General features: G+C 71.5%; 26 protein-coding genes. 14 read left to right on the plus strand and 12 right to left on the minus strand.

Translation table 11 applies throughout. The annotated features are described in order from the left end of the window. Nucleotides 1–169: 169 nt before the first annotated feature. The gene (gene erpA, locus OH804_RS01960) at nt 170–538 is read left to right on the plus strand and encodes an iron-sulfur cluster insertion protein ErpA (protein WP_007463211.1); all 369 of its coding nucleotides are present in this window, start codon (nt 170–172) and stop codon (nt 536–538) included. Nucleotides 539–738: 200 nt separating this feature from the next. Further along, nucleotides 739–1,716 (plus strand): carbohydrate kinase family protein, encoded by a 978-nt coding sequence (locus OH804_RS01965; RefSeq protein WP_196918980.1) that lies wholly within the window; start codon nt 739–741, stop codon nt 1,714–1,716. Between the two features lie 111 nt (nt 1,717–1,827). Here the strand turns inward: OH804_RS01965 and OH804_RS01970 are convergent, their stop codons facing one another. Further along, a complete protein-coding gene (locus OH804_RS01970; RefSeq protein ID WP_196918979.1) occupies nt 1,828–2,061 on the minus strand; it encodes a sulfurtransferase TusA family protein in 234 nt (77 codons plus the stop codon). Next, nucleotides 2,058–3,209, minus strand: a complete 1,152-nt coding sequence (locus OH804_RS01975) for a cysteine desulfurase family protein (RefSeq protein ID WP_406062379.1) — start codon at nt 3,207–3,209, stop codon at nt 2,058–2,060. Before OH804_RS01975 ends, OH804_RS01970 begins: the two co-directional genes overlap by 4 nt. A gap of 230 nt (nt 3,210–3,439) precedes the next feature. Between OH804_RS01975 and coxB the strand changes: the two genes are divergently transcribed. Both coxB and OH804_RS01985 read left to right on the plus strand, forming a co-directional pair. After that, nucleotides 3,440–4,411, plus strand: coding sequence for a cytochrome c oxidase subunit II (gene coxB, locus OH804_RS01980; RefSeq protein ID WP_406062381.1), 972 nt, complete (start codon nt 3,440–3,442; stop codon nt 4,409–4,411). A 9-nt stretch (nt 4,412–4,420) separates the two neighbouring features. Next, nucleotides 4,421–4,846, plus strand: a complete 426-nt coding sequence (locus tag OH804_RS01985) for a cytochrome c oxidase subunit 4 (protein WP_196918976.1) — start codon at nt 4,421–4,423, stop codon at nt 4,844–4,846. 186 nt (nt 4,847–5,032) lie between these two features. On the opposite strand, the gene OH804_RS01990 is transcribed toward OH804_RS01985, so the two are convergent. The 4 genes from OH804_RS01990 to OH804_RS02005 all read right to left on the minus strand — a co-directional run bounded on the left by OH804_RS01990 (nt 5,033) and on the right by OH804_RS02005 (nt 8,098). Next, nucleotides 5,033–5,236 (minus strand): hypothetical protein, encoded by a 204-nt coding sequence (locus OH804_RS01990; RefSeq protein ID WP_406062384.1) that lies wholly within the window; start codon nt 5,234–5,236, stop codon nt 5,033–5,035. A 302-nt stretch (nt 5,237–5,538) separates the two neighbouring features. Further along, complete coding sequence (trpD, locus tag OH804_RS01995; protein ID WP_196918974.1) at nt 5,539–6,582, minus strand: anthranilate phosphoribosyltransferase; 1,044 nt, start codon at nt 6,580–6,582, stop codon at nt 5,539–5,541. 91 nt (nt 6,583–6,673) lie between these two features. Further along, nucleotides 6,674–7,069 carry a hypothetical protein gene (locus OH804_RS02000; RefSeq protein WP_387176555.1) on the minus strand — a complete coding sequence of 132 codons (396 nt, stop codon included), beginning with the start codon at nt 7,067–7,069 and terminating at the stop codon, nt 6,674–6,676. A 108-nt stretch (nt 7,070–7,177) separates the two neighbouring features. After that, nucleotides 7,178–8,098: a cytochrome c oxidase assembly protein gene (locus tag OH804_RS02005; protein WP_372432918.1), complete on the minus strand. Its 921-nt coding sequence runs from the start codon at nt 8,096–8,098 to the stop codon at nt 7,178–7,180. A gap of 108 nt (nt 8,099–8,206) precedes the next feature. On the opposite strand from OH804_RS02005, the gene OH804_RS02010 reads away from it, so the two are divergent. The 5 genes from OH804_RS02010 to OH804_RS02030 all read left to right on the plus strand — a co-directional run bounded on the left by OH804_RS02010 (nt 8,207) and on the right by OH804_RS02030 (nt 13,382). Next, entirely contained in the window at nt 8,207–8,806 is a 600-nt protein-coding gene (locus OH804_RS02010) for a heme-copper oxidase subunit III (protein ID WP_112582810.1), read from the plus strand. Nucleotides 8,807–8,876: 70 nt separating this feature from the next. Beyond that, a complete protein-coding gene (locus OH804_RS02015; protein ID WP_091407516.1) occupies nt 8,877–9,713 on the plus strand; it encodes a cytochrome c in 837 nt (278 codons plus the stop codon). 64 nt (nt 9,714–9,777) lie between these two features. After that, nucleotides 9,778–10,866, plus strand: coding sequence for a Rieske 2Fe-2S domain-containing protein (locus OH804_RS02020; protein WP_366632188.1), 1,089 nt, complete (start codon nt 9,778–9,780; stop codon nt 10,864–10,866). Further along, on the plus strand, nt 10,863–12,494 hold the full coding sequence (locus tag OH804_RS02025; RefSeq protein ID WP_196918971.1) for a ubiquinol-cytochrome c reductase cytochrome b subunit: 1,632 nt from the start codon (nt 10,863–10,865) through the stop codon (nt 12,492–12,494). Before OH804_RS02020 ends, OH804_RS02025 begins: the two co-directional genes overlap by 4 nt. Nucleotides 12,495–12,686: 192 nt before the next feature. Next, a complete protein-coding gene (locus OH804_RS02030; RefSeq protein WP_196918970.1) occupies nt 12,687–13,382 on the plus strand; it encodes a DUF4142 domain-containing protein in 696 nt (231 codons plus the stop codon). An 82-nt stretch (nt 13,383–13,464) separates the two neighbouring features. Here the strand turns inward: OH804_RS02030 and OH804_RS02035 are convergent, their stop codons facing one another. The 5 genes from OH804_RS02035 to OH804_RS02055 form a co-directional block, all read right to left on the minus strand. Continuing rightward, nucleotides 13,465–13,752, minus strand: coding sequence for an Lrp/AsnC family transcriptional regulator (locus OH804_RS02035; protein ID WP_074313163.1), 288 nt, complete (start codon nt 13,750–13,752; stop codon nt 13,465–13,467). A 79-nt stretch (nt 13,753–13,831) separates the two neighbouring features. Beyond that, on the minus strand, nt 13,832–14,698 hold the full coding sequence (locus OH804_RS02040; protein WP_406062389.1) for an NDP-sugar synthase: 867 nt from the start codon (nt 14,696–14,698) through the stop codon (nt 13,832–13,834). Beyond that, a complete protein-coding gene (locus tag OH804_RS02045) occupies nt 14,695–15,237 on the minus strand; it encodes an NUDIX hydrolase (RefSeq protein WP_196918968.1) in 543 nt (180 codons plus the stop codon). Before OH804_RS02045 ends, OH804_RS02040 begins: the two co-directional genes overlap by 4 nt. 53 nt (nt 15,238–15,290) lie before the next feature. Beyond that, on the minus strand, nt 15,291–17,084 hold the full coding sequence (locus tag OH804_RS02050) for a RelA/SpoT family protein (RefSeq protein ID WP_406066391.1): 1,794 nt from the start codon (nt 17,082–17,084) through the stop codon (nt 15,291–15,293). 127 nt (nt 17,085–17,211) lie between these two features. After that, complete coding sequence (locus OH804_RS02055) at nt 17,212–18,966, minus strand: DEDD exonuclease domain-containing protein (protein ID WP_196918967.1); 1,755 nt, start codon at nt 18,964–18,966, stop codon at nt 17,212–17,214. Nucleotides 18,967–19,093: 127 nt separating this feature from the next. On the opposite strand from OH804_RS02055, the gene OH804_RS02060 reads away from it, so the two are divergent. Beyond that, a complete protein-coding gene (locus OH804_RS02060; protein WP_406062391.1) occupies nt 19,094–20,569 on the plus strand; it encodes an NYN domain-containing protein in 1,476 nt (491 codons plus the stop codon). A 97-nt stretch (nt 20,570–20,666) separates the two neighbouring features. Continuing rightward, nucleotides 20,667–21,386, plus strand: a complete 720-nt coding sequence (locus OH804_RS02065) for a DinB family protein (RefSeq protein ID WP_406062393.1) — start codon at nt 20,667–20,669, stop codon at nt 21,384–21,386. A gap of 52 nt (nt 21,387–21,438) precedes the next feature. Here OH804_RS02065 and OH804_RS02070 read toward each other — a convergent pair whose 3' ends face one another. Beyond that, a complete protein-coding gene (locus OH804_RS02070) occupies nt 21,439–21,873 on the minus strand; it encodes a hypothetical protein (RefSeq protein WP_406062395.1) in 435 nt (144 codons plus the stop codon). Between the two features lie 644 nt (nt 21,874–22,517). On the opposite strand from OH804_RS02070, the gene OH804_RS02075 reads away from it, so the two are divergent. From OH804_RS02075 to OH804_RS02085, 3 genes are all read left to right on the plus strand, one after another. Beyond that, nucleotides 22,518–22,736 (plus strand): hypothetical protein, encoded by a 219-nt coding sequence (locus tag OH804_RS02075; RefSeq protein ID WP_406062397.1) that lies wholly within the window; start codon nt 22,518–22,520, stop codon nt 22,734–22,736. A gap of 100 nt (nt 22,737–22,836) precedes the next feature. Then, nucleotides 22,837–24,096, plus strand: coding sequence for a M48 family metallopeptidase (locus tag OH804_RS02080; RefSeq protein WP_406062399.1), 1,260 nt, complete (start codon nt 22,837–22,839; stop codon nt 24,094–24,096). Beyond that, nucleotides 24,093–25,217 carry a glycosyltransferase family 4 protein gene (locus OH804_RS02085; RefSeq protein WP_406062401.1) on the plus strand — a complete coding sequence of 375 codons (1,125 nt, stop codon included), beginning with the start codon at nt 24,093–24,095 and terminating at the stop codon, nt 25,215–25,217. Before OH804_RS02080 ends, OH804_RS02085 begins: the two co-directional genes overlap by 4 nt. The last annotated feature ends 12 nt before the right edge of the window (nt 25,218–25,229 follow it).

A 25,229-nucleotide genomic window follows, 5' to 3' on the forward strand; every position in this document is an offset into this window, starting at 1 on the left:
CCCGTGCGCCCGCCCCGACCGGGGCCTACCTGGGGCGGCGGTCACGCCACGCGGGTGCACCCGCCCGAGGCGGCGTACGATCGGCTGAGGACCACAACCGGGAATCACTGGACGGCGTGCGACGTTGGCCAGTGCGTCCGGACCCAAAACCGCGCAGGGAGACTTCCACGTGACCACGCCAGCGCAGACCGAGTCGACCGAGGCCCAGGCCCCTACTTCCGTCGTCCTCACCGACGTCGCGGCGCAGAAGGTCAAGGCCCTGATCGAGCAGGAGGGCCGCGACGACCTGCGGCTCCGCGTCGCCGTGCAGCCGGGCGGCTGCTCCGGCCTGCGGTACCAGCTCTTCTTCGACGAGCGTTCGCTCGACGGTGACGTCGTGACCGACTTCGGTGGTGTCGAGGTCGTCGTCGACCGGATGAGCGCCCCGTACCTTTCCGGCGCGACGATCGACTTCGCCGACCGGATCGACGCCCAGGGCTTCACCATCGACAACCCCAACGCGGGCAACTCCTGCGCCTGCGGTGACTCGTTCAACTGAGTCACACCACACACACCAGCGACGATGGGGCCGTTCTCCGGAACGGCCCCATCGTCGTACCGGTCGGCGGTCGCGCCGGTCTGGGAGCGGTCCCGACGGAGGCCGTGGCGGGCTGGTTGCCGTTGTCCGACCGAGCGGTGACCATCGGGTTGCCGTGCCGGTAGGCTGACCGCGCCCTGCTCCCGACCCCGAGGGTTGACATGAAGATCGCCGTCACCGGCTCGATCGCCACCGATCACCTGATGAGCTTCCCCGGTCGCTTCGCCGACCAGCTCATCGCCGATCAGCTGCACAAGGTGTCCCTCTCCTTCCTTGTCGACGACCTGGTGCTCCGCCGAGGTGGTGTGGCGGCGAACATCTCCTTCGGGATGGGTCAGCTCGGCCTGCGCCCGGTGCTGCTCGGCGCCGTCGGCGCCGACTTCGCCGACTACCGCTCCTGGCTGGAGCGCCACGGCGTGGACTGCGACTCGGTACACATCAGCGAGGTGGCGCACACCGCCCGCTTCGTCTGCACCACCGACACCGACATGTGCCAGATCGCGTCGTTCTACGCCGGTGCGATGAGCGAGGCCCGCAACATCGAGCTGGCCCCGGTCGCCGACCGGCTCGGCGGTCTGGACCTGGTGCTGGTCGGCGCCAACGACCCCGAGGCGATGCTGCGCCACTCGGCCGAGTGCCGCAGCCGCGGGTACGCCTTCGCCGCCGACCCGTCCCAGCAGCTCGCCCGGATGCCCGGCGAGGACGTGGTGGCGCTGATCGAAGGCGCCGAGTACCTGATGACCAACGACTACGAGAAGTCGCTGCTGCAGAGCAAGGCGCAGCTCAGCGACGACCAGTTGCTGGACCTGGTCAAGGTGCGGGTCACCACGCTGGGCAAGCACGGTGTGGAGATCGCCGGGCGCGGCATCGACCCGATCCACGTACCGATCGCGCGGGAGATCCGGGCGGTCGACCCGACCGGCGTCGGCGACGGCTTCCGGGCCGGCTTCTTCACCGCGCTCTCCTGGGGCCTCGGCCTGGAGCGGGCCGCCCAGGTCGGCTCGCTGCTGGCCACGCTGGTCCTGGAGACCGTCGGCACCCAGGAGTACGACGTCCGCCGCGACCTGTTCGTCAAGCGGTTGGCCGAGTCCTACGGCGACGCCGCGGCGGAAGAGGTCCGCCCGCACCTCCTCCCGTAACCCGCTCCTGTCGAGTGGATCATGGAGTTGTGGTGGTCGAATGGCAGCTCTCTGCGGCTTTTGTCCCCCACCACAACTCCATGATCGACGCCTGGTGAGGCGGTGGTGGGGTCAGTGGGTGCGGCGGACGTCGTAGGCGGGGCCGTCCGGGCCGTCGACCGAGCCGAGGAACTCCTGGCCGCGCATCCGGCACCAGGCGGGGATGTCGACCGCCGCCGCCGGGTCGTCGGCCAGCACCCGGACCACAGTGCCGACCGGCACCTCGGGCATCCGTCGCGCCGCCGCGATCACGGGCAGCGGGCAGCGCTGCCCCCGGCAGTCGATCACCTCGTCCGGCATCGTCACAGCCCCACCACTCCGGCCTCGGCACGCAGCCCGGCGACGATCCCCGGCAACTCGGTCAGGAACCGCTCCACATCCGCCTCGGTCGTCTCCCGGTGCAGGCTGACCCGCACATTGCCGTGCGAGAGCACCCCCATGGCCTCCAACACGTGCGACGGGCGCAGCGTGGACGAGGTGCAGGACGAGCCGGACGACACGGCGAAGCCCCGCCGGTCCAGGGCGTGCAGCAGCGCTTCCCCGTCGACGTACAGGCACGAGAAGGTGACCAGGTGGGGGAGCCGGAGCACCGGGTCGCCCACCACCTCCACGTCGGGCACCTCCGCCGCGACCCGCTCCCGGACCCGGTCCACCAGGGCGGCCAGCCGGATCGCCTCGGCCGCCGCGTCGGCCGCCGCCGCCCGCAGGCTCGCCGCCGCCGCCACGACCGCCGGCAGGTTCACCACCCCGGGGGTACGCCCGCTCTCCCGCTCGTCGGCCGGCCAGGGCGACTCCCAGCGGGCGCCCTTGCGGACCGCCAGCACCCCCACCCCGGGTGGCCCGCCCCACTTGTGGGCGCTCGCCGTGAGCACCGACCAACCGGCCGGCAGTGGCACCCGGCCCACCGACTGGGCCGCGTCCACGTACAGCGGCACACCCGCGTCGGCGCACGCGGCCGCCGCCTCGGCGACCGGCTGCACAGTCCCCACCTCGTGACTGGCGGTGATCAAAGCGGCCAGCGCGACCCCCGGGGCCCGAACCGCGCTCGACCACGCGGCCAGGTCCAGCCGGCCCAACCGGTCGACCGGCACCTCGGTGGCGGACCCGCCCGCGCCGACGTGGCGCTCCGCCGCGTGCAGCACCGCCGAGTGCTCGATCGCCGAGTGCACAAGCGTCGACCCGACCCGGCGCCGCCCCGCCAGGCCGCCGAGCACCGCGCCGTGCGCCGCTGTCGTACCGCTGGGGGTGAAGGACACCTCATCGGCGCGGACGCCGAGCGTCAGCGCGGTGGCCTCGCGGGCGGCGTCGAGCAGTTGCCGGGCCCGGCGGGCCTGCGTGTACAGCTTGCCCGGGTCGGCCCAGCCGTCGTCGAGCGCGGCCAACAGCGCCTGCCGCGCGACCGGATGCATCGGCGCGGCGGTCGCCGCGTCCAGGTAGACCGGGGATGCGCTCACGGACCTGCCTTCGTTCGCGGCTGCGGGGCTCGCAACCCCGGCTCACTCCTCGCGCTCACAGGTGGCAACGCTATCGCGGCGGTATGCCTAGGATCCCCCCGATGGGGGTCGGACAGTGACCCCACCACGGCCGAGTCCGTCATGGTCGAGTAATCTGCGACCGTCGGTGACGCCTTTGCCGCCGGTGCTGACGAAGGACGCACCGCGGCGCGCTAGGGAGGCAGGACCAGGTGGTCGCAAGGAGTTCGGAGGTACGGCCGTCGGCCGTACGGCACAGCGCTTCCCCAAGGGTTGGTGGACGCCGGGGGCGTGGTGCTGGTCGCCTGGCCGGGCTCGGTCTCGGTGGCGTGGCGTTGCTGGTTCTGCTCACGGGCTGTGACGTCGGTCAGACGTTCGACGGCTTCGGCTGGCCGCAGGGCGGCATCTCGCCGGAGTCCAAGCGGATGTACGACCTGTGGATCGCCTCCTGCATCGCCGCGCTCGCGGTCGGCGTCTTCGTGTGGGGCCTGATCTTCTGGTGCGTCGTGCGCTACCGCAAGCGTGGCAACGCGCTGCCGGTGCAGACCCGCTACAACATGCCGATGGAGTTCCTCTACACCATCGCGCCGATCCTGATCGTCTCCGTGCTCTTCTACTACACGGCGATCGTGCAGACCGACGTCGACAAGTTGTCGAAGAACCCGGACGTCACGGTCGAGGTCGTCGCGTTCAAGTGGAACTGGCAGTTCAACTACCGCGACGGTCAGGGCACTGAAGCCCGCACCACGGCGTCGACGCTCGGCACCAGTGAGGTCATCCCGGTGCTGGTGCTGCCGACCAACCGGTCCATCCGGTTCGAGGAGACCAGCCGCGACGTCATCCACTCTTTCTGGGTGCCGGAGCTGCTCTTCAAGCGGGACGTCATGCCGGGCAAGATCCGCAACGTGTTCGAGGTCTCCAGCCTGGACGCCGAGGGTGCCTACGTCGGGCGCTGCGCCGAGCTGTGCGGCAGCTACCACGCGTTCATGAACTTCGAGCTGCGGGTGGTCTCGCCGGAGAAGTACGACCAGTTCCTCGCGGCCAAGCAGAGCGGCAAGTCCACCCAGGATGCGCTGTCCGCGATCGGTGAGCAGCCGTACGCGCAGACCACGCAGCCGTTCGACACGCGGCGGACGCAGGACAACTTCAACCCGGACGACGTTCCGGCCCGCACGGGAAGCTGAGGCAGCCGCATGAAGACCGAGTGGCGTATCTTCCTGATCATCGCCGGGTTCCTCTTCGGTGCCACCATCCTCTACGGCGCCTGGACGCACGGGGAGTCGGGCGGCGTCGAGTGGGTCGGCACCGTCGCCCTGCTGCTGTCGTTCCTGCTCTGCTCGATGTGCGGTGGCTTCTTCTGGTTCGTCTCCCGCCGCATCGACCTGCGCCCGGAGGACCGTCCGGACGCCGAGATCGCCGATGGTGCTGGTGAGGTCGGCTTCTTCAGCCCGGGCAGCTACTGGCCGTTCGGTCTGGCGCTGGCCGCCGCGATCGCCGCGCTCGGCATGGTGTTCTGGCAGTACTGGCTGATCGGCGCCGGCCTGCTGGCCGTCGTCTTCTCCGCCTGCGGGCTCCTGTTCGAGTACTACAGCGGCACCCGGCGTACCGCGGAGCACTGACCGACCCGGTCGCCGTCGCGACCGACCCGGCACGACGAAGGCCCGTTCCCCCAGAGGGGAGCGGGCCTTCGGTCATGTCCATCCCGCCTCGGGTGACACGGCGGTCGGGCGGCGCGGGCAGTCTGGGGGCGCAGCGGTCAGGCGGCGCGGGCAGTCTGGCGGTGCAGCGGTTAGGCGGTGCGCCGGTCAGGCGGCGCGGGGGCGGGCGGGCTGGCGTTGGCGGGCGGCCAGCCGGGTGACCGGGAAGGCGAACGTGCCGACCATCACGCCCGCGCCGCAGCCGATGCAGATCAGCTCTGGACAGTCGGTGCCGTGGCCGTCGACGCAGGGCGGCGCCTCGAACAGCGCCACGCCCTCGCAGACGTCGCAGTAGAGCTCGCGATGCGACACGGGCGTCTCCTCTCGGATAACCAGGCGGGCCACCCCCGGATGCGACAACGACGCACCGACGGCAGCAGAGAACTACTCACCTGTAGTTTCCCAGACGGGTCCGACAAATCTCCGCGCGCGGTCGCCCACTGGTCGCTGTCGGCACGTGATCCACTCGACATCATTGACGTCGGGGCATCCGGGCTGCCCGGACACCGCAGATTCACGGAACCCGAGTCGATCACCGGCCGAGTCGCCGCCCGCCGACGGGTCGGGCGGCGCTGGCGGGCCTTGCGGCGCCGGCGGGCCTTGCGGTGGTGAGGTCAGGCGGTGGCGGTCTCGATCCAGCGGTCCAGGGTCGCGGCGGCCGCGCCGGAGTCGATCGACTCGGCCGCGCGGGCCAGGCCGGCGCGGAGCGCCTCGGTCAGGTCGCCGTCCAGTGGGCCCTGGGTGGCCAGCGCCGCCGCCGCGTTGACAAGCACCGCGTCTCGGACCGGGCCCGTCTCGCCGGCCAACAGGCGACGGGCAACCCCCGCGTTGTACGCGGCGTCACCGCCCCGCAGATCCGCCAGGGTGGCCCGGGGTACCCCCAGGTCCGTGGCGTCCAGCACGGCCTCTCGTACGGTGCCGCCCTGGGCCGCCCAGATCCGGGTCGGCGCGGCGGTGGTGAACTCGTCCAGCCCGTCCTCGCCGCGCATCACGATCGCCGAGTCGCCACGGCCCGCGAACACGCTGGCCATCACCGGGGCCATCCGGAGGTCGAAGCAGCCGACCGCGCCCGCCCGGGGGCGGGCCGGGTTGGTCAGCGGGCCGAGGAAGTTGAAGAAGGTGGGTACGCCCACCTCGCGGCGGACCGGGCCGGCGTGCCGCATCCCCGGGTGGAAGCGGGCAGCGAAGCAGAACCCGATGCCGGCCTCCTCGACACAGCGGGCGACGTGCTCCGGGCCGAGATCCAGTGGGATGCCGAGGAATTCCAGCAGGTCGGCGGTGCCGCACAGGGAGGACGCGGCCCGGTTGCCGTGCTTGACGACGCGGACGCCCGCGCCGGCGACCACCAGCGCCGTCATCGTCGAGATGTTGACCGTGTGGGCGAGGTCACCGCCGGTGCCGACCACGTCGAGCGCGGTACGGCGTAGTTCCTCGGGGAGTGCCACCGGGACTGCGCGACCCAGCATCGCCTCCACCAGGCCGGCCAGCTCCGCGGGGGTCTCGCCCTTGGCCCGCAGCGCCACGGCGAAGGCGGCGATCTGCGCCGCGCTCGCCGAGCCGGTCATGATCTCGTCCATCGCCCACGCGGTGTCGGCGGTGGACAGTTCGTCACCGCGCAGCAGCGCGTTGAGCAGGTGCGGCCAGGTCCGATCGCCCATGGCGGGCCTCCCGAGCATGCGAAGTGCGGGTGGGCTGGAACCGGCGCCGAGGAGATCCGGCGCCGTGGGGGTGCCGGACGAGCGTGGGACGTCAGGCGGGTGCGTGAGTCCGCAGCAGCTCGGCCACCGTGCCGCCGGTGGTCACCGGGTCGAGCGGGTGCACCAGCGTCGCGTCGACCTCGGCGTACGCGGCGAGCCATCGGTCGGCGGCGCGGGCGATCACCAGGCAGGTCGGGGGAGCGTCGTCCCGGTCGTCCTTGATCTGCCGGGCGATGCCGATGCCGCCGCCCGGGCTCGCCTCGCCGTCGAGCAGCAGCAGGTCGATCTCGTAGTCGTCGACCAGCCGGATGGTCTCCGCGTAGGTCGACGCCTCGACGAACTCGATCTGCAGACCGGGCGCGGGCCGGGTGCCGACGGCCATCCGCATCCGATCACGGACCTGCGGGTCGTCGCTGTAGAGCAAAACGGTGCAAAGACGATCGCTCATGCCGGCACTCCGCTTCCACCTCGTAGCTGCCCGCAGATCGTACCGGTCGGCGTGACGTAGCCGACATCCCGCCCGGCGTCGCGCGTCGGGGCGTACCGTCCGGGCAGCTCAGGCGGGCGCGGCGTCGGCGGCGCGGTCGCGGGCCTCCTGGCGGTCCAGCTCGCGGTCCACCCGGCGGGCCTCCCGCTCGGACTGCTTGACCCACTGCACCACAAGCACCGCGAGCATCGTCACACTGACGAACTCGCCACCGGCCCAGAGGATGCCGCCGGCGACCACCTGATCCTGCCAGGGGTCGACCCAACCGAGGTTGAGCGACGGGTACCAGTCGCCGCCGAAGAGCGTGCTGCTCTGCATGATGGTGAGGCCGAGCACTGTGTGGAACGGCACGGAGAGCAGCATCAGCAGCGCCCGCGCCGGGTACGGCCAGCGGCCGGGCAGCGGGTCGAGGCCGAGTAGCGGCCAGAAGAACACGCAGCCGGTCATGATGAAGTGCGCGTGCACCAGCTCGTGCGCCCAGGCGTGTTCCAGGGTGTAGCGGTACAGATCGCTGAAGTACAGCACGAACGGGTTGACCACGAAGATGGCGAACGCCACCAGCGGGAAGCTGTAGACCCGGGCGACCCGGCTGTGCACGATCGCGAGCAGGCGCTTGCGTGGCCGGAGAGGCAGGGTCCGCAGGGCCAGGGTCATCGGTGCGCCCAGCGCCAGGAAGATCGGTGCCACCATGGACAGCACCATGTGCTGGATCATGTGCACGGACAGCAGCGCGGTGTCGTACGCGTGCAGCCCGCTGACCGTGACGAGCGCGATGCCGCCCAGCCCGGGGCCGAGGAAGAACACCGTACGGGCGACCGGCCAGCGGTCGCCCCGCAGGCGCAGCCGGTACACCCCGTAGAGGTACAGGCCGGCGGCGAGCACCAGGCCGAGGGCCAGCCAGCTGTCCAGCCGGGTCTCGCTCAGCACCGCGCCGACGGTGAACGGCGGCGGGGCCGAGGTGGCGGCGAAGATCGGATCGACGTGCAGCACGCTTTTCAGGCTAGGCCAGGCGAACCGGACCCTGACGCTCGGGCCACGGAAGGCGCAGGTTTGGCCCCCCGCTGATCGCCGGCCCCGGTCAGGGGCAATAATGACGGCGTGACTGCGGCCCCAGCCATTGACAAGAGCCGGATCCACTCCCTGACCCGACCGAACATGGTCAGCGTCGGGACGATCGTGTGGCTCTCCAGCGAACTCATGTTCTTCGCGGCGCTGTTCGCGATGTACTTCTCCATCCGCGCGGCTGCGCCGGAGCAGTGGGAGAAGCACACCGAGGCGCTGAACATCCCGTACGCGACCACCTTCACGGTGATCCTGGTGCTGTCCTCGGTGACGTGCCAGCTCGGCGTCTTCGCGGCGGAGAAGGGTGACGTGCACGCGCTGCGGCGCTGGTTCACCGTCACCTTCGTGATGGGCCTGATCTTCGTCCTCGGCCAGCTGAACGAGTACCGGCACCTGGTCGCCGACGGCATCAAGATCAACGAAGACGGGTACGGGTCGGTGTTCTACCTGACCACCGGCTTCCACGGCCTGCACGTGACCGGTGGTCTGATCGCCTTCATCATCTTCATGGTCCGTACGACCATGGGCCGGTTCACTCCGGCGCAGGCGACGTCGGCGATCGTCGTGTCGTACTACTGGCACTTCGTCGACGTCGTGTGGATCGGGCTGTACGCCATGATCTACTGGCTCCAGTGATCTTGCGCGTCACATTCCGCGCTGCTGCTCCGTCCCCTGAGACAGGTCCAACCGGTTAAGGACACCGCTCATGACTTCTGACAACGACCGCCGACGCGGTCTGCTCGCGCGGTTGCGTGAGCGGCCCGCCGCGCGCAGCAGGGGCCGCCGCCGGCTGGGCGCCGCGGTCCGGCTGATCGCCGCGCTGATGCTCGCCGGCGGCGCATACACCGTCTTCGCCCCGGGCGCCCAGGCGCAGGACAACCCGCAGCTGACCGGCGCCGCCGCCGAGGGCAAGGCGCTGTTCGACGTGAGCTGCGTGACCTGCCACGGCCGCAACGCCCAGGGTGTCGAGGGCCGCGGGCCGAGCCTGATCGGCGTCGGCGCGGCATCTGTCGAGTTCCAGGTCAGCTCCGGGCGGATGCCGCTGGCCCGCCAGGAGGCCCAGGCGCACCGCAAGCCCCCGGTCTTCACCGACGAGCAGACCCGCCAGCTGGCCCAGTACATCCAGGAACTCGGCGGCGGTCCGGTCGTGCCCGAGGGCGACGACCTCCGCGAGGACGGCAACATCGCGGCCGGCGGTGAGCTGTTCCGGATCAACTGCTCGCAGTGCCACGCCTTCGGTGGCGGCGGCGGTGCGCTCTCCTCGGGCAAGTTCGCCCCGAGCCTGCACCCCGCTACCGACCGCCAGATCTACGCGGCGATGTTGAGCGGCCCGCAGAACATGCCGGTGTTCGGCGACAACCAGCTCCGGCCGGAGCAGAAGGCCGACATCATCGCCTACATCCAGGAGACGCTGAAGCACGACCAGGACCCGGGTGGGTTCAACCTCGGCCGGTACGGCCCGTCCACCGAGGGCCTGGCGATCTTCCTGGTCGGCATCGTGGCGCTCGTCTTCGCTAGCCTGTGGATTGCGGGTAAGTCGTGATCGAGCAGGCCATCCGATTCAGTGCTGTGGTGCCGCTCGGCGCCACCCGTAGCGAGGTGACGGCATGAGCACCCACACCGAGCACCAGGCCCCGCAGGGCCAGGAGCCGCTCGACGTGAACGACCCCAAGCTGACCCGGTTCGACATCGTTCGTGAGGGCGCGCGCCGGGACGACATCGAGATCGTCCACTACGAGCCGCAGGTGCTGCCGGGCACCAAGGCGGAGCGTCGGCTGACCCGGGTGGTCGCCGGCTTCTTCCTGATCACAGGCCTGGCCGCCACCGCGTTCCTGGCCATCTACATCTGGTGGCCGTGGCAGTACGAGGCGGGCCGGGGCGGCGACAAGTTCTACACCCCGCTGCTCGGCTTCACCCTCGGCGTGGCGCTGCTCGCCGTCGGCTTCGGCATCCTGACCTGGGGCAAGAAGTTGCTGCCCAAGGAGGTCTCGATCCAGGACCGGCACGAGGGTCAGGTGGACTCCGAAGGCCGCACGATCACCGGTCAGACCATGCTCTACATGGCTGACGAGCTGGGCGTGAAGCGTCGCCCGCTGCTCGGCATCTCGCTGCTGGCCGGTCTCGCGCCGGTCGCCGCGGTCGCCGCGGCGCCTCTGGTCGGCGGTCTGATCTCGCAGCCGCACAAGAACAACCAGATGTTTACCACCGGGTTCTCCGCGGCCGAGGGTGGCCAGCGGATCCGCCTGGTCCGCGAGGACGGCCGTCCGATCCGCCCGGCGGACATCAGCACCGGTGGGCAGCTGACCGTCTTCCCCGGCATCGACCACGGCGTGAGTAACAGGCACGCCGACTCGCCGACGCTGCTGATCCACCTCCGCGACTCCGACGCGCAGGAGTCGCGCCGGGCCAACGAGCGGGTCGGTCACGGCGACTACATGTGGGGCAACTACGCGGCGTTCTCCAAGATCTGCACGCACGCGGGATGCCCGGCCAGCCTGTACGAGCAGCAGACCAACCGGCTGCTCTGCCCGTGCCACCAGTCCCAGTTCCTGATCACCGACAACGCCCGGCCCATCTTCGGCCCCGCCAGCCGGCGGCTGCCGCAGCTGCCGATCGAGGTGGACTCCGAGGGCTTCTTCGTGGCGAAGTCCGACTACACCGAGACCGTCGGGCCTGATTTCTGGGAGCGGCCATGAAGCGTCGAAAGCTTGACCTTGCGGCGACGCCGGGCAAGGCCGCGGTGGGAGTGGACGACCGCTTCGCGGTGGCCACCCCGCTGCGCAAACTGCTGAACAAGGTCTTCCCGGACCACTGGTCCTTCCTGCTCGGCGAGATCGCGCTGTTCTCGTTCGTCGTGCTGCTGCTGACCGGTGTGTTCCTCACCTTCTTCTTCGAGCCGGCGATGACGGAGGTGGTCTACGACGGCAGCTACGCGCCGTTGCAGGGCACCCCGATGTCCGCCGCGTACGCCTCCAGCCTGGACATCTCGTTCGACGTCCGCGGCGGTCTGGTGATGCGGCAGATGCACCACTGGGCGGCGCTGCTGTTCATGGCCGCGATCGTCGTGCACATGCTGCGGGTCTTCTTCACCGGCGCCTTCCGCAAGCCGCGTGAGACCAACTGGATCATCGGTTCGCTGCTGTTCTGGGTCGGCTTCCTGGCCGGCTTCACCGGCTACTCGCTGCCGGACGACGGCCTCTCCGGCACCGGCCTGCGGATCGCCTCGGCGATCATGCTGTCCATCCCGGTGATCGGCTCCTGGGTCACCTCGTCGGTCTTCGGCGGCGAGTTCCCGGGCACGATCATCATCAGCCGGTTCTTCATCGCCCACGTGCTGCTCATCCCGGGTCTGCTGGTCGCACTGATCAGCGTCCACCTGGGTCTGGTCTTCAAGCAGAAGCACACCCAGTGGCCCGGCCCCGGCCGGACCAACAACAACGTAGTCGGCGAGCGGATGTTCCCCCGGTACGCGTTGAAGCAGGGCGGCTTCTTCATGGTCGTCTTCGGCGTCATCGCGCTGATGGGCGGTCTGTTCCAGATCAACCCGATCTGGCTGTTCGGCCCGTACGAGGCGTGGGTGGTCTCGGCCGCCAGCCAGCCCGACTGGTACGTCATGTTCCTCGACGGGTCGACCCGACTCATGCCGGCCTGGGAGATCCCCATCCCGATCGGCGACGGGTACGTCATCCCGCCGCTGTTCTGGCCGACTGTCGTGCTGCCCGGCATCCTGGTGGGCCTGTCGACGATGTACCCGTTCCTGGAAGCCCGGCACCTCAAGGACCGCAAGAGCCACAACCTGCTCGAGCGGCCCCGGGACGCTCCGGCCCGGACCGCCGTCGGCGCCATGGCCGTCTCGTTCTACATCGTGCTGACGCTCTCCGGCGCCAACGACGTGATCGCGGACAAGTTCCAGATCAGCCTGAACGCGATGACCTGGGCGGGCCGGATCGGCCTGCTGGTGGTCCCGCCGCTGGCGTACTACGTCACCTACCGGCTCTGCCTGGGCCTGCAGCAGCACGACCGGGAGGTGCTCGCCCACGGCGTGGAGACCGGCATCATCCGGCGTATGCCGGACGGTCGGTTCGTCGAGGTGCACCAGCCGCTCAGCGCGTCCAACGGGCACGCGGACGGTCACGGCCAGCTGGACTACGTGGGCTGGGTCGTGCCCAAGAAGATGAACCGGCTGGGGGCCCTCGGCCCGGCCATCCGGGGCTTCTTCTACCCGATCGAGAAGCCGGTCGAGGCGCCGGTCTCGCCGGGGCACCCGCCGGTCGAGGCCCGACCCGAGCGCGAGGAGATCGGCAGCGGCGAGAGCCGCCGCTGACCGCCCAGTCGCACCGTTACGGGGCGCCCGCCGGATTCCGGCGGGCGCCCCGTCGTATCCGCGCCCCCGCCCCATCCGACCCGGAGTCGGACGGCCCTGATCGGAACGGTCGACCCCGCGCGACGGGCGATCGCAGGAATAACCCCGGTGAGCCGGGTATCCGTGCGGTCCAACGTCTCAAGGGGGGGAAGCATGTTGGGTATCAAACGCCTCGGCCTGTTGGCCGCGCTGGTACTGGTCGGTGTGGCGCCGGCTGCGGCCGCGCAGGCCGCGGCACAGCCGTCAACGCAGGACACCCAGTACCTGCAGGCGGTACACCAGGTCAACCTGTTCGAGATCACCGCTGGTGACCTGGCTCAGCAGAAGGGTCAGGACCAGGGGGTCAAGGACCTGGGCGCGATGCTGAAGACCGACCACACCCAGCTGGACCAGACGGTGCAGCAGACCGCGTCACAGCTCGGGGTGGAACTGCCGAACGAGCCGAACGCCGATCAGCAGGCGGTCATCGACAAGCTGAACAACGCCAGCGGTGCGGAGTTCGACCGGCTCTGGGTGACCAGTGAGCTGGCCGGCCACGTCCAGGCCATCCAGGCCACCCAGACGGAGATCTCGCAGGGCTCCGAGCAGTCGGTGGTCCAGTTGGCGCAGACGGCGCTTCCGACGCTGCAGACGCACTACGACGAGTTGGTGGCGCTCGCCAACAAGTTGGGCATCCCGGTTCCGCAGACCAGCGCCAGCGGTACGCCCAGCCCGGGCGGCACCGGCACTGAGTCGCCGGCTCCGGGCGGCACCGGCACCGAGTCGCCGGCTCCTGGCGGCGGTACCGGCACCGAGTCGCCGGCTCCGGGCGGCGGCACCACCGAGGTACCGGCTCCCAGCGAGAGCTGACGTAGCCACAGCAGACGGCCGGTCCACCCCACGGGGGTGGGCCGGCCGCCCTGTGCGCCGTGGGCCGGCACGGGCCCGCGGGTCAGTCGGCGCTGGCCAGGCCGATCGCGAACGCCTCCTCAAGGTCGTGCTGGGAGTACGCCCGGAAGGCGATGTGCGACTCGGTGTTGAGCACGCCCGGGACCTTGGAGATGCTGCCCGCGATGACCTGGGCGATCTGGTCGAACTCGCGGACCCGGACGATGGCGATGAGGTCGACGTGCCCGGCCACCGAGTAGACCTCGCTGACGCCGGGAAGGTTGGCCAGGTTTTCCGCCACCTCGGGGATCGCATCGGTGGCGCAGTCGATCAGCACGATCGCGGTGATCACGGGGCATTTCTCCGTTCGTCGGCGTCGTCGCCCATGCTAGATGTTCCGGCCCGGGACCGGAGGCGGGAGCCGTCGGGGCTCAACCCTGGGCGGTGCAGGGCACTGTCATGTCGTTCCCGGCCCGGATCACGTTCCGCAGCCGCTCGCCGGCGCGTACTGTCGCGCCCGGCCACACCACGGTGCGGAACACGTCGCCGTCCACCCGCGCGCCCGCGCCGACGACCGACTCCACGCAGGGGCCGGTGACCGTCGCCGACTCGTCGACCAGGGTGCCGCCGGCCGCGTGCAGGTTGGCCGCCAGGTAGTCGGCCGGGGTGCCGGTGTCGAAGAAGGTGCCCGGGTAGGGCACCACAGTCAGGGCTCCCGCCGCCTCGGCCGGCCGCCACACGGCGCGGACCAGGTCCGAGAAGACGACAGGCAGGTCCCGGACCAGCCGCCAGGGCAGGAGTGAGAAGCCGGTGAAGCAGTGCCCGGCGAAGGTGCCCGGCGCCGCCGGGTCCGCAGCCGGCTGGCCGAGCAGGCGTACGGTCCGCCCGTCCCAGCCGTCGAGCAGGGCGGCCAGGTCCGGGCCCGGGGGAGCAGCCCTGTCGGCGAGGTACGCGTCGGCGTTGCCGACCAGCACCGGCCGCCCGTCGATCCAGTCCCGCAGGTTGGCCACCCCGCCCGCGGTGCCCAGCGGGTCGCCCGGCTCCACCGACAGGTGTGCGCGGTCGCCGACGTGCGCCACCACCTGGTCGCCGAGGTAGCAGGCGTTCACGGCGACCCGGTCGGGACCGGCCAGGCCCAACCCGGCCAGCCGCGCCAACGCCCGATCCAGCAGGGGGACGTTGCCCGCCGGGCAGAGCGCCTTGGGCACCCGTTCGGTGAGCGGGCGCAGCCGCGTGCCCTCGCCGGCGGCCAGCACCACAGCGCACAACTCCGCCGGCACACCGGCCACGCCGGTCACGGGGTGTCGTCGGGCACCGGTGGCGGGAACTGCCCGGCCAGCGGCCCGATGTCGTAGTAGGCGAGCAGCCGGGCCGTCGGCCAGGTCAGCTTGGGCAGGTCGTCCAGGGGGTGCCAGGCGGCCTCGAAGACCTCCCCGCCGTCGACGACCAGCTCGGTGCTGGACGCCGGCACCTCGGCCTCGAAGACCATGTCCACCCAGCCCTTGGCGTGCACGATCGCGTTCGGCACCGCCGGGCGCAGCCGGGACGGGGCGAGTCGGACGCCGGACTCCTCGAACAGCTCACGGGCCGCGCCCACCACCGGGGCCTCGCCCCGGTTGAGCAGGCCGGCGGGGAGTGACCAACCCTTGCCAGGCGGCTGACGCAGCATGAGCAACCGACCCGCGCCCGTCGCCTCGGTGTCCCGGACCAGTGTCACCGCGCCGACGATGTACTTGGGCACTGCCAACCGGACCAGGCGCCGACGCACCGGCAACGGCAGCCGGTAGAAGGCCTGGTAGAAGAGGGCCCGACCGGTGGCGCGGGAGCGGGGGATCATGACTCCAGGCTAGTGGTCACGAATGTCCTTCGGACGCGCTGGGGCCCGCCGGGTCACTGTCGATGGTCGACCAGGTCGATGAGCTGGCGAACCACGGTGTCCGGTTCGATCACCCGGTCGAAGACCGCGACCAGCAGGGTCTCCAGGTCGGGATAGCCCAACTCCTCCGAGAGGCGCAGCAACGGCAGGTCACTGGCGAGGCCCCGGTTGTGCTGGCGCAGGGCGAGCCCGATGGTGGCCCGGCCGAGGCGCACCTTGTCGCTGATCGTGATGCCCGGCTCGGTGTGCTCGGCGAACCACCTGTTGATCTGCATCTGCGCGTGCGGCGACTTGACGAAGCTCAGCCACTCCCGGCGGGGCCCGCGCGGCGCCACCCCGGCCTCGAAGCCGTTGTCGCCGTCGTTCTCGGTGAAGATCTCCACCACGTCGCCCTCGTCCAGCTCCGAACTGAGCGGGGCGAGCCGACCGTTGATGCGTGCGGCGAGGCAGTGGTCGCCCCGGTCGTTGCCCAGCTCGTACGCGAGGTCGACAGGCGTGGCACCGGCCGGCAGCACGACCTGCCGCCCGTCGGAGAAGACCTGGATCTGCCCCTCGGCGAGGTCGCACCGCAGCGACTCGTAGAACTGTGCCGGGTCGGCGGCGTCCGGCTCCCAGTCGAGCACCCGGCGCAGCCAGTCCAACTGCTCGGCACGGGCTGCGGCGCTGCTGCTGCCGGAGCGGGGGAAACGGAAGTCGGCGGCGATGCCGTACTCGGCCGAGCGGTGCATCTCCTGGGTGCGGATCAGCACCTCCACGGTGCGGTCCTGCGGGCCGCAGACGCTGGTGTGCAGCGAACGGTAGAGGTTGTTCTTCGGCGAGGCGATGAAGTCCTTGAAACGGCCGGCCACCGGTCGCCAGGTGCCATGGATCGCGCCCAGCGCGGCGTAACAGTCGGTGGGCGGGCCGTCGACCACCACCACGATGCGGGGCAGGTCGTACGGGGCGGTGTGGCCGCCGGCGATGGTGTCCTTCCAGATCGAGTAGAGGTGCCGGGGACGGGGGCTCACCTCGGCGTCGACCCGGCTGCGGCGCAGCGCCACCCGGGTCCGGGTGACCACCGAGTCGAGGTACGCGTCCCAGCCCGGCCGGTCGTGCACATGCCGGGCCAGCCGGGCGTGCTCGTCGGGCTCGAGGTGCAGCAGCACCACGTCGTCCAGTTCGCGCTTGAGGGTCTGGATGCCCAGCCGGTCGCAGAGCGGGACCAGCACCTCCTGGGTCTTGCGGGCGATCCGTTCCCGCGACGACGCCGAGCGCACCCCGAGCGTCCGCATGTTGTGCAGCCGGTCGGCCAGCTTGATGATCAGCACCCGGACGTCCTTGGCGGCCGCGACGATCATCTTGCGGATCGTCTCCGCCTCGGCGGCCTTGCCGTAGAACGCCTTGTCGAACTTGGTCACCCCGTCGACCAGGTGGGCCACCTCGCCGCCGAAATCCTCGGAGAGCGCCTGGAGGGTGTAGCGGGTGTCCTCCACGGTGTCGTGCAGCAGCGCCGCGACCAGGGTGGTGGTGTCCATGCCCAGCTCGGCGCAGATCTGCGCCACAGCGAGGGGGTGGGTGATGTACGGCTCCCCGCTCTTGCGGAACTGCCCGCGGTGCATGTTCTCCGCGATGGTGTAGGCACGGCGCAGCACCGCGGGGTCGGTGCCGGCGTGGATGCCCCGGTGGGTGCGGACCAGTTGGGTGACCGGGTCCGAGTCGGTGGTCGGCCAGCTGAGCAACGACCGTAGTCGGCGGGCGAGCGGCAGCTCACCCGGCTGTGTCGGCAGGGCGCCCCCCAGGGCGGCGCCGTGTCCGGCGTCGACGTCCACGAGGGACACCTCCTCACCCCGGCTCCGCGTCGCCGGAACCCGGCGGCGGGAGCAGGCCCACGAATCGGGCAGGACTGCACTTCTCTAACAGCCTAAGCGAGTCGACGTAGTCCGATCGGTCAGTTGGTCATGAGCGTTCGGTCGAGAGTTGGTGGGACGCCCCGCCCTCGGCCTTCGCCAGCAGGTCACGGAACCGGCCCGCGCCACTCGCCGGAGAGGACCAACCGGAGGACATCTCGACGAGTCGGGTCTCCGGTCGCTCCAACCAGGACAGGATCCGCTCGGACTCCTCGGCGGTGGCGGCCGGCACCGGACCGTGCCCGCCCGACACCGTCTCGGCGGTGGCCCGGATCGTGGTCAACGTGGGCCGCGGGTGCACGCCCGGCGGGGACACCCCCGCGCCGGCCAGCCGGCCGTGCCGGACCAGCGCCAACTCCCAGCCGCCCCGGGCGGCCGGCCGGGCGGCGGCCAACTCGACGATCCCGGTCAGCGCGGCCAGCCGCTGCATCCGCACTGTGGCCCGCAGCACGGCGGCCAGCCGGGACCGCACCACTGCGGCCTCCTCGTAGCGCTGGTCGCGGGAGAGCACGTCGATCCGGGCGAGCAGCGCGTCCACCACCGGCTGGGGGTCGCTGGCCGTGGCGGTGCGGAAGGGCGCGGCGGCGGTGTCGTCGTACTCCTCGGGGGTGATCCTGTGTTCGCAGGGTGCCGGGCAGCGACCCAGCTCGGCCAGCGCGCAGGCCGGCGTGACGGTGCGCAGCGAGAGCCGGTGTGTGCACTGGCGCAGCGGCACCGCGTCGTGGAAACCGGCGGCGGCCAGCTCGGCGGCCCGCCGGGAGGTGAACGGCCCGAGGTACGCGGTGTCGGTGGGGGAGAGGTCGCGGACGATCGACAGCCGAGGGTACGGACCGTCGGTCAGCTTGAGCCAGACCATCCGTTCCGGGTATTTCGACCGGCGGTTGTACGGCGGGGCGTGTGCGGCGATCAACCGCAGCTCACGGACCTCGGCCTCCAACGAGTGGGCGCACTCCACCGCCTCGACCCGCTCGGCCGCGCCCAGCATCTCGGAGATCCGGGCGCGCTTCTCACCGGCGGTGAAGTAGCTGCGTACCCGGGTGGCGATGTCGACGGAGGTGCCCACGTAGAGCGGCCGGTCGTCGGCGGCCCGGAAGATGTAGACCCCGGGGACCTTGGGCAACCCCTCGGCCAGGTGCCGCTTGCGGCGCTGGGTCGGGGTGACCGCGCGGGCGAACTCGATGGCGTCGCCGATGGTGTCCACCCGGTGCCCGCCGAGCCGACCGATCAGCCCGTGCAGCACGTCGACGGTGGCCTTCGCGTCGTCCAGCGCGCGGTGGGTGGGCTGGGTGGCGGTGCGGAAGTAGGCGGCCAGGGTGCCGAGCTTGCGGTTGGGCACCTCGTCGCGGGTCAGCACCCGGCGGGCGAGCGCAGCCGTGTCCAGGACGCGGGGGTTGGGCCAGCGGTAGCCGTGCTTGGCGCAGGCGGCCTTGAGGAAGCCCACGTCGTACGGGGCGTTGTGGGCCACCAGCACCGCATCGTCGATGAACTCCAGGAAGCTCGGCAGCACCTGCTCGATCGGTGGCGCAGGGACCAGCATGGCCTGGGTGATGCCGGTCAGCACGGTGATGAAGGGCGGAATCGGCTGGCCCGGGTTGACCAGGGTCGCCAGCACCCCCAACTGCTCGCCACCGCGCACCTTGACCGCGCCGATCTCGGTGATGCCGCCACCGTCCGGCGCGCCGCCGGTGGTCTCCAGGTCGACCACCACGAAGGTCGTCGCGTAGAGGGGCAGCGCCGGGTCCACCCCGCCCACCGCCGGGTCGAGACCGGCCAGTGACTCCTGGACGTACTCCGCCTGTGCCATCGGCGGCACGCTAGCGCCCCGGTCCGACACTCCCGTCGCAGCCGTCCCATCCGTCACCATGGGGCTAGGATGAGAGATCGGCTCACTCACCGGGCGGTGGGCCCGGTTGCGGTGGGAGACTTGCCACATGCCCCTCACCGAGCCGTACGACGACCACCTCCCGCAGGAGGATCCGGTCGCGCTCGACGGTGCTGTGGGCAACCCGGACGACAACGTAGTCACCGACACATCGCGCGCATCGGACCCGACGACGGACGAAGCCCCCAGCGCCGAGCCGGACGATGCCCCCGCCGCCGAGCCCGAGCCCACCCTGCCCGAGCCGGTCCGGCAGCGGATCGTGACGCTGACCGCGGCGGTGCTGCCCACCCTCCCCACCGACGAGGTGCCGGTGCCGTTGCGCCGGGTGGCCAAGTTCGCCCCCAACCGACGCGCCCGGCTCGGCGCGCCGGTCATCGCCGCCCAGCTCACCGCCGACCCGCTGTTCCGGCAGCGGGTCACCGCGCGGGTCCTGGCCGACTCCGGTGACCTCGGCGCGGCAGTGGTCGAGGGCACCGCGCCGGCCGCCGCCGACCCGGTCGAGGTGGCCGCGCTGGCCTACCTGGCCCGACCCCGCGGCTGGCGGGAGCTGATCGACGCCAGCGGCGCGGCGGTACGCGCCGAGGCGGACAGCGCCGTGGTCGCCGAGTTGGTCCGCGAAGCCGAGCAGCGGGCCACCCGGGCCGAGCACGACCGCGCGGTGGCCCGGGTCGAGGCCGAGAAGCTCCGCGACGAGCTGGCCCGCGTCCGCGAGGAGCTGGGTCAGCTCCGCGAGGAGTCCCGGCAGGTGGCCCGCACCCTGCGGGAGACCCAGGCCCGTGAGCGGAAGGCCACCGAGCTGCTGGCCACCGAGCGCGGCCGGGCCGCCCGCGCCAGCGCCGACGTGGACGCCGAACTCCGCCGCGCCCGGGCCCGGCTGGCCGAGGCCGAGGCCGCCGCCGGGGTGGCCCGGGCCAGCGCCAAGGAGGCACGCTCGGTCGACGACGCCCGGCTCTGGCTGCTGCTGGAGACCATCGGCCAGGCCGCCGTCGGGCTGCGCCGCGAGTTGGCCCTCGACCCGGTGGACAAACTCCCCGCCGACTTCGTCGCCGACGCGTTCGCCGAGCAGCCGGGCACCGCCCCGGCCGGCCCCGCCGCCCGCGCCCGCGACACCGACGACCCGGCCCGGCTCGACCAACTGCTCGCCCTGCCCCGGGCGCACCTCGTGGTGGACGGCTACAACGTCACCAAGCGTGGCTTCGGCGAGATGTCCCTGGAGCAGCAGCGCAAACGCCTGATCACCGGGCTGGGCGGGATCGCCGCGCAGACCGGCGACGAGGTCACAGTGGTCTTCGACGGCGCCGAACGGATGCACGGGCTGCCGCCCGCCCCGCGCGGCGTACGGGTGCTCTTCTCCCGCAAGGGCGAGACCGCCGACGAGCTGATCCGGCGGCTGGTCCGCGCCGAGCCGGCCGGCCGGCCAGTGGTAGTGGTCTCGTCGGACCGCGAGGTCGCCGACGGGGTACGCCGGCACGGGGCGTACCCGCTGGGAGCTGACTCGCTGCTGCGGCGGCTCGCCCGCTCCTGACCCCGTCTTGGGTAACCCGGCTGTCGTACCCGAGCGTTAGCGTCGCTGCTGTCGCTGTCGCTGTCGCTGTCGCTGTCGCTGTCGGGAGGGAGTCGCCATGACTCAGGACGACGTCACGGTCTTCGTCGACAAGGACCTGCGGGGTGCCCGGTTCAACAGCTCCACACTGGCCGGTGCGGTGATGCGGGGCGTCGACGTGAACGGCCTGGACATCGACGCGCCGTGGCTGGCCGAAGGCATGCTCGTGGTCAACGGCGTCGATGTCGTGCCGCTGGTCGAGGCCGAGCTCGACCGACGATTTCCCGGGCGCGATCTCCGGCTGGCCAAGGACCCGGACGACCTGCGCCTGGCGTGGACGGCGATCGAAGGAGCCTGGGCGTCCGCGGTCGACCGGGTCCGGTCCATGCCGCAGGGCACGGTCGACGTCTCGATCGATGGTGAGTGGTCGTTCGCGCAGACTTTGCGTCATCTCGTGTTCGCCGCCGACGCGTGGTTGGGCAAGGTGATCCTGCGCCTGCCCCAGCCTTTCCACCCGCTCGGTCAGTCGCACGTCGAGTACGAGACCGACGGCTTCGACATGTCGGTCTTCGCCACCGAGCAGCCGACCTTCGAGGCGGTCCTTCAGGTGCGGGCCGAGCGACAGGCAATGGTGCGCGACTTCCTGGCGACCGTCACGCCGGAGCTGCTCGCCGAGTCCCGGCCGAGCGCCTGGTGGCCGGAGCACGTCGTTTCCGTCCTGCACTGCCTTCACGTGATCCTCGGCGAGGAGTGGCAGCACCTCCGCTTCGCCCTGCGTGACCTCGACGCGCAGGGCTGAGACTTCGCCCGCAGCGGGCGCTCGGCCGCTCCGGCGCTCGGGCCGCCGCCAGTCAGCTAATCGGTAGTCGCCGGGCCAGCTCACGACGCAGTGCGTCTGGGCCCGGCGTCATCCAGGTGAGCCGGACGACCAACTCGTAGGGGCCGCGTCCGGGAGTCGACCACTGCCCGGGTCGCATGGGGGGCCGAGTCTGCTCCGGGTCGAGTGGCCTGACCACCAGCCGCGGATCCAGGCGGCCCCGAACCTGGGCGCTGGCCATGTTGACCCAGTCGATGCTGAGCCCGGTTCCGTTCGGTCCGGTCAGGTGCAGCGTCTCGTCGGTCAGCCGCAGCGGCAGGCGAGGCTGACGGCGCAGTTGCCAGTTGGTGGTCAGCGCGACGACGGCGCCGATCATCCCGAACCGCAGCAGCACCTTCCACCACACCTCGTCGAACACCACCGTGTAGAAGGCGAGGAGCGCCGCGGCGCCCAGCACGACGAGGACCATGGCGAGGCGATGTCGGCGCGGGGAGTACCGGAAGTCCACAACTGACGAAGCATCGAGGTCGGCCACCGTCGCTCAGTGCCCGGGTGGCCGGCCGGCCAAACGATGCCCTCCTTCGCTTGATCGCGAGAGTTCCTTGTTGTCAACACCGTTGCGTTGACGATCGGTTGCTGGGCGCAAGGGCACGGTGAACTCCCGCCACCCAGGTCCGTCACCCCAGAAACGCTCCCGCCCGCGCCGATCTTGCAGATTCTGTTGCCGATACGCACGGAATACCCTCTTATGTCGCGACAGTAAACGCAAGATCGCGGAAGAGGGGTCAGCCCGCACTCGTCGATCATGGAGTTACGGTGCCTGGTTTGGTGCAACGTGGGCACTTTGCCACCCACCACAACTCCATGATCGACGGGACGGCGCGGGGTTGACGAACAGCAACTCCTTCTAACGCAACGGTGTTGGCCTTGAGGTCGAGGGCCCCGGTCGGGTGGGATACCCCGATTTCGCTGATGTGGAGTGGATCTAGCCCTGAAACGGGCGGTCGGACGGGGTTCCTGTCGTACCCGGTGTTTAGTGTCGATGTCACCGACGGTGCTCGGTCGGCGACGAAAGGGCGTCGCCCGGGTGCCGCGAGCCGATCAGGAGGCACGATGCTCATCGACTGCGACGGGTGCGCGAAGCGGGCCGACGGCTGTTCCGGTTGCCCGCTGACCGCCCTGTTCGACGAGACGTCCCCGGCGGCCGGGTTGGTCGCCGCCGAGGTCGAGGCCATCGAGGTGTTCGCCCGGGCCGGCTTCGACGTGGAGGTGCTGGCCGCGCCCGCGCGCCCCGGCGTCGCTCGCCGCCGTCCCACTCGCCGGGTCGCCTGAGCGCGACCCCCGCACTCGGAAGTGCGCTTCTCGCGGGCCATAGGATGAGCGGTCACGGCGGGAGGAGCGCGATGAGCGGGGAACAACGGGCGGTGACGCGGTGACCCCGCGCGGCTGGGCGCTGCTGACCCTGGCCGGGCTGACCGTCGCGTTGGTCGTGCTGGCCGCGCTGCTCATCCCGTGGCACCGCCCGCCGGCACCCCGGGCCGACCAGCTCGCCGCGCTGGGTGACCTGCCGGCCGAGCAGGTGGAAAAGGGCCGGGAGTTCCGGGCCGCGCTGCGCCCCGGCGGCTACGCCGCGCTCGCCGTCGGGCTGCTCATCGCCCTCGCACTCGGGTTGACCCCGCTGGGCAGTCGCCTGGTCGAGCTGGTGGGCCGGCCGTTCGGTGGGCACTGGGCCGCGCAGGCGGTGCTCGGCGGGCTGGCGGTGGTGCTCGTCGCCGACCTGGTGACGCTCCCGTTCGCCGCTTGGCGGCAGAGCGTGCTCACCCGCTACGGCTTGAGCACCAACGGCTGGAGCGGCTGGGCTGTCGACCTGCTCAAGTCGTACGCCGTCAGCGCGGTGATCGGCGCTGTGGCGTTGTTCGGCTTCTACGCGGTCATCCGGCTCGCGCCGCGCTGGTGGTGGGCGTTCGGCGCGGGCGGCGCCGCCGTGCTGGTGGTGCTGCTGTCGTTCGTGCTGCCGGTGCTGGTGGAGCCGGTCTTCAACCGGTTCACCCCGATGGAGCAGGGCCCGTTGCGCACCGAGCTGATGAGCATGGCCGCCCGTGACGGGGTGCCCGTGCGGGACGTGCTGGTCGCCGACGCCTCCCGCCGCACCAGGGCGGTCAACGCGTACGTCTCCGGTCTCGGGCCGACGCGACGGGTGGTCGTCTACGACACGCTGCTGCGCGAGGCGACGCCGGCCGAGGTGACCGCCGTCGTGGCGCACGAGTTGGGTCACGCGAAGGACTCCGACGTGGCGGTCGGCACGCTGACCGGGGCGTTGGGTGCCGCTGCGGCCGTGGTGGCGCTGTACCTGCTCGGCTCGTGGGGGCCACTGCTGCGGTTGGCCGGTGTCGACTCGGTGGCCCAACCGAGCGCGTTTCCGCTGCTGGTCGCCCTGGTCACGGTGGCCGGGCTGGTCGCCGCTCCGGTCCAGGCGCTGATGTCCCGACGGGTCGAGGCGCGGGCAGACGCGCACGCGCTCGCGCTCACCAACGACCCGGAGTCCTTCGAGTCGATGCAGCGCCGGCTCGGCTCGGTCAACCTCGGCGACCCCGACCCGCCCCGCTGGGAATACCTCTACTCGGCCTCGCACCCGTCCACAGTGGAGCGGATGGCCGCCGCCCGCGCGTACGCCCGGGAGGCCGGCCGATGAGCCGTACCCTGCTTGTCACCAACGACTTTCCGCCCCGCCCGGGTGGAATCCAGTCCTTTGTGCACAACCTCGCGGTCCGTCAACCGGCCGGCTCGGTGGTCGTCTACGCGTCGAGCTGGCGCGGGGCCGCGAAGTTCGACGCCGACCAGCCGTTCGAGGTGATCCGGGAGCGCACCAGGGTGCTGTTGCCCACGCCGCTGATCGCCCGCAGGGCGGCCCGATTGGCTCGCGCGTACGACTGCGACACGGTGTGGTTCGGCGCGGCGGCCCCGTTGGGGCTGCTCGCGGCCGGCCTGCGGCGGCGTGCCGGCGTCCGCCGGGTGGTGGCGCAGACCCACGGCCACGAGGTCGGTTGGGCGGCGGTGCCGGCAGCCCGGCCGGCGCTGCGGCGCATCGGTCGGGGGGTGGACGTGACCACCTATCTCGGCGAGTACACCCGTAGCCGGTTGGCTCGGGTGCTGGACGGGGTGACCGAGCTGCGCCGCCTCGCCCCCGGGGTCGACGTGGACACCTACCACCCGACTGTGGACGGCGAACAGGTCCGGGCCCGGCTCGGGTTGACCGACCGGCCTGTGGTGGTCTGCGTGTCCCGGCTGGTGCCGCGCAAGGGTCAGGACACGTTGATCCGGGCCCTACCGGAGATCCGCCGCCGGGTGCCCGACGCGGCGCTGCTGATCGTCGGTGGCGGGCCGTACCGGGCCACCCTGGAGAAGCTGGCCCGCCAGACCGGTGTGGAACGGGACGTGGTGTTCACCGGCACGGTGCCGTCGGTCGAGTTGCCGGCGCACTACGCGGCCGGCGACGTCTACGCGATGCCGTGCCGCACCCGTAACCGCGGCCTGGACGTCGAGGGGCTGGGCATCGTCTACCTGGAGGCGTCGGCGACCGGCCTGCCGGTGGTGGCCGGTGACTCCGGTGGCGCCCCGGACGCGGTCCGGGAGGGGGAGACCGGCTACGTCGTACGCGGCCGGGACGTCGCCCAGCTCGCCGACCGGGTCGCCGGACTGCTCGCCGACCGGGACCTGGCCCGCCAACTGGGCGCGGCCGGGCGGGCGTGGGTGGAACGGGAGTGGCGCTGGGAGGCGCAGGCCGAACGCATGGCGGCGCTGCTCGCCGGCTGATCGCCGCCCGCG

The organism is Micromonospora sp. NBC_00860 (assembly GCF_045207375.1).
In the GTDB taxonomy this organism is placed as follows: domain Bacteria; phylum Actinomycetota; class Actinomycetes; order Mycobacteriales; family Micromonosporaceae; genus Micromonospora; species Micromonospora vinacea.

What these genes read in the sequence shown, in the direction of transcription:
- OH804_RS02015 (WP_091407516.1), top strand. Translation starts at nt 8,877, where the DNA reads ATGACTTCTGACAACGACCGCCGACGCGGTCTGCTCGCGCGGTTGCGT.
- OH804_RS02060 (WP_406062391.1), top strand. Translation starts at nt 19,094, where the DNA reads ATGCCCCTCACCGAGCCGTACGACGACCACCTCCCGCAGGAGGATCCG.
- OH804_RS02065 (WP_406062393.1), top strand. Translation starts at nt 20,667, where the DNA reads ATGACTCAGGACGACGTCACGGTCTTCGTCGACAAGGACCTGCGGGGT.
- OH804_RS01965 (WP_196918980.1), top strand. Translation starts at nt 739, where the DNA reads ATGAAGATCGCCGTCACCGGCTCGATCGCCACCGATCACCTGATGAGC.
- OH804_RS02045 (WP_196918968.1), bottom strand. Translation starts at nt 15,237, where the DNA reads ATGATCCCCCGCTCCCGCGCCACCGGTCGGGCCCTCTTCTACCAGGCC.
- OH804_RS02025 (WP_196918971.1), top strand. Translation starts at nt 10,863, where the DNA reads ATGAAGCGTCGAAAGCTTGACCTTGCGGCGACGCCGGGCAAGGCCGCG.
- OH804_RS02075 (WP_406062397.1), top strand. Translation starts at nt 22,518, where the DNA reads ATGCTCATCGACTGCGACGGGTGCGCGAAGCGGGCCGACGGCTGTTCC.
- trpD (WP_196918974.1), bottom strand. Translation starts at nt 6,582, where the DNA reads ATGGGCGATCGGACCTGGCCGCACCTGCTCAACGCGCTGCTGCGCGGT.
- OH804_RS02070 (WP_406062395.1), bottom strand. Translation starts at nt 21,873, where the DNA reads ATGGTCCTCGTCGTGCTGGGCGCCGCGGCGCTCCTCGCCTTCTACACG.
- OH804_RS02055 (WP_196918967.1), bottom strand. Translation starts at nt 18,966, where the DNA reads ATGGCACAGGCGGAGTACGTCCAGGAGTCACTGGCCGGTCTCGACCCG.
- OH804_RS02020 (WP_366632188.1), top strand. Translation starts at nt 9,778, where the DNA reads ATGAGCACCCACACCGAGCACCAGGCCCCGCAGGGCCAGGAGCCGCTC.
- OH804_RS01985 (WP_196918976.1), top strand. Translation starts at nt 4,421, where the DNA reads ATGAAGACCGAGTGGCGTATCTTCCTGATCATCGCCGGGTTCCTCTTC.
- OH804_RS02085 (WP_406062401.1), top strand. Translation starts at nt 24,093, where the DNA reads ATGAGCCGTACCCTGCTTGTCACCAACGACTTTCCGCCCCGCCCGGGT.
- OH804_RS02000 (WP_387176555.1), bottom strand. Translation starts at nt 7,069, where the DNA reads ATGAGCGATCGTCTTTGCACCGTTTTGCTCTACAGCGACGACCCGCAG.
- OH804_RS02030 (WP_196918970.1), top strand. Translation starts at nt 12,687, where the DNA reads ATGTTGGGTATCAAACGCCTCGGCCTGTTGGCCGCGCTGGTACTGGTC.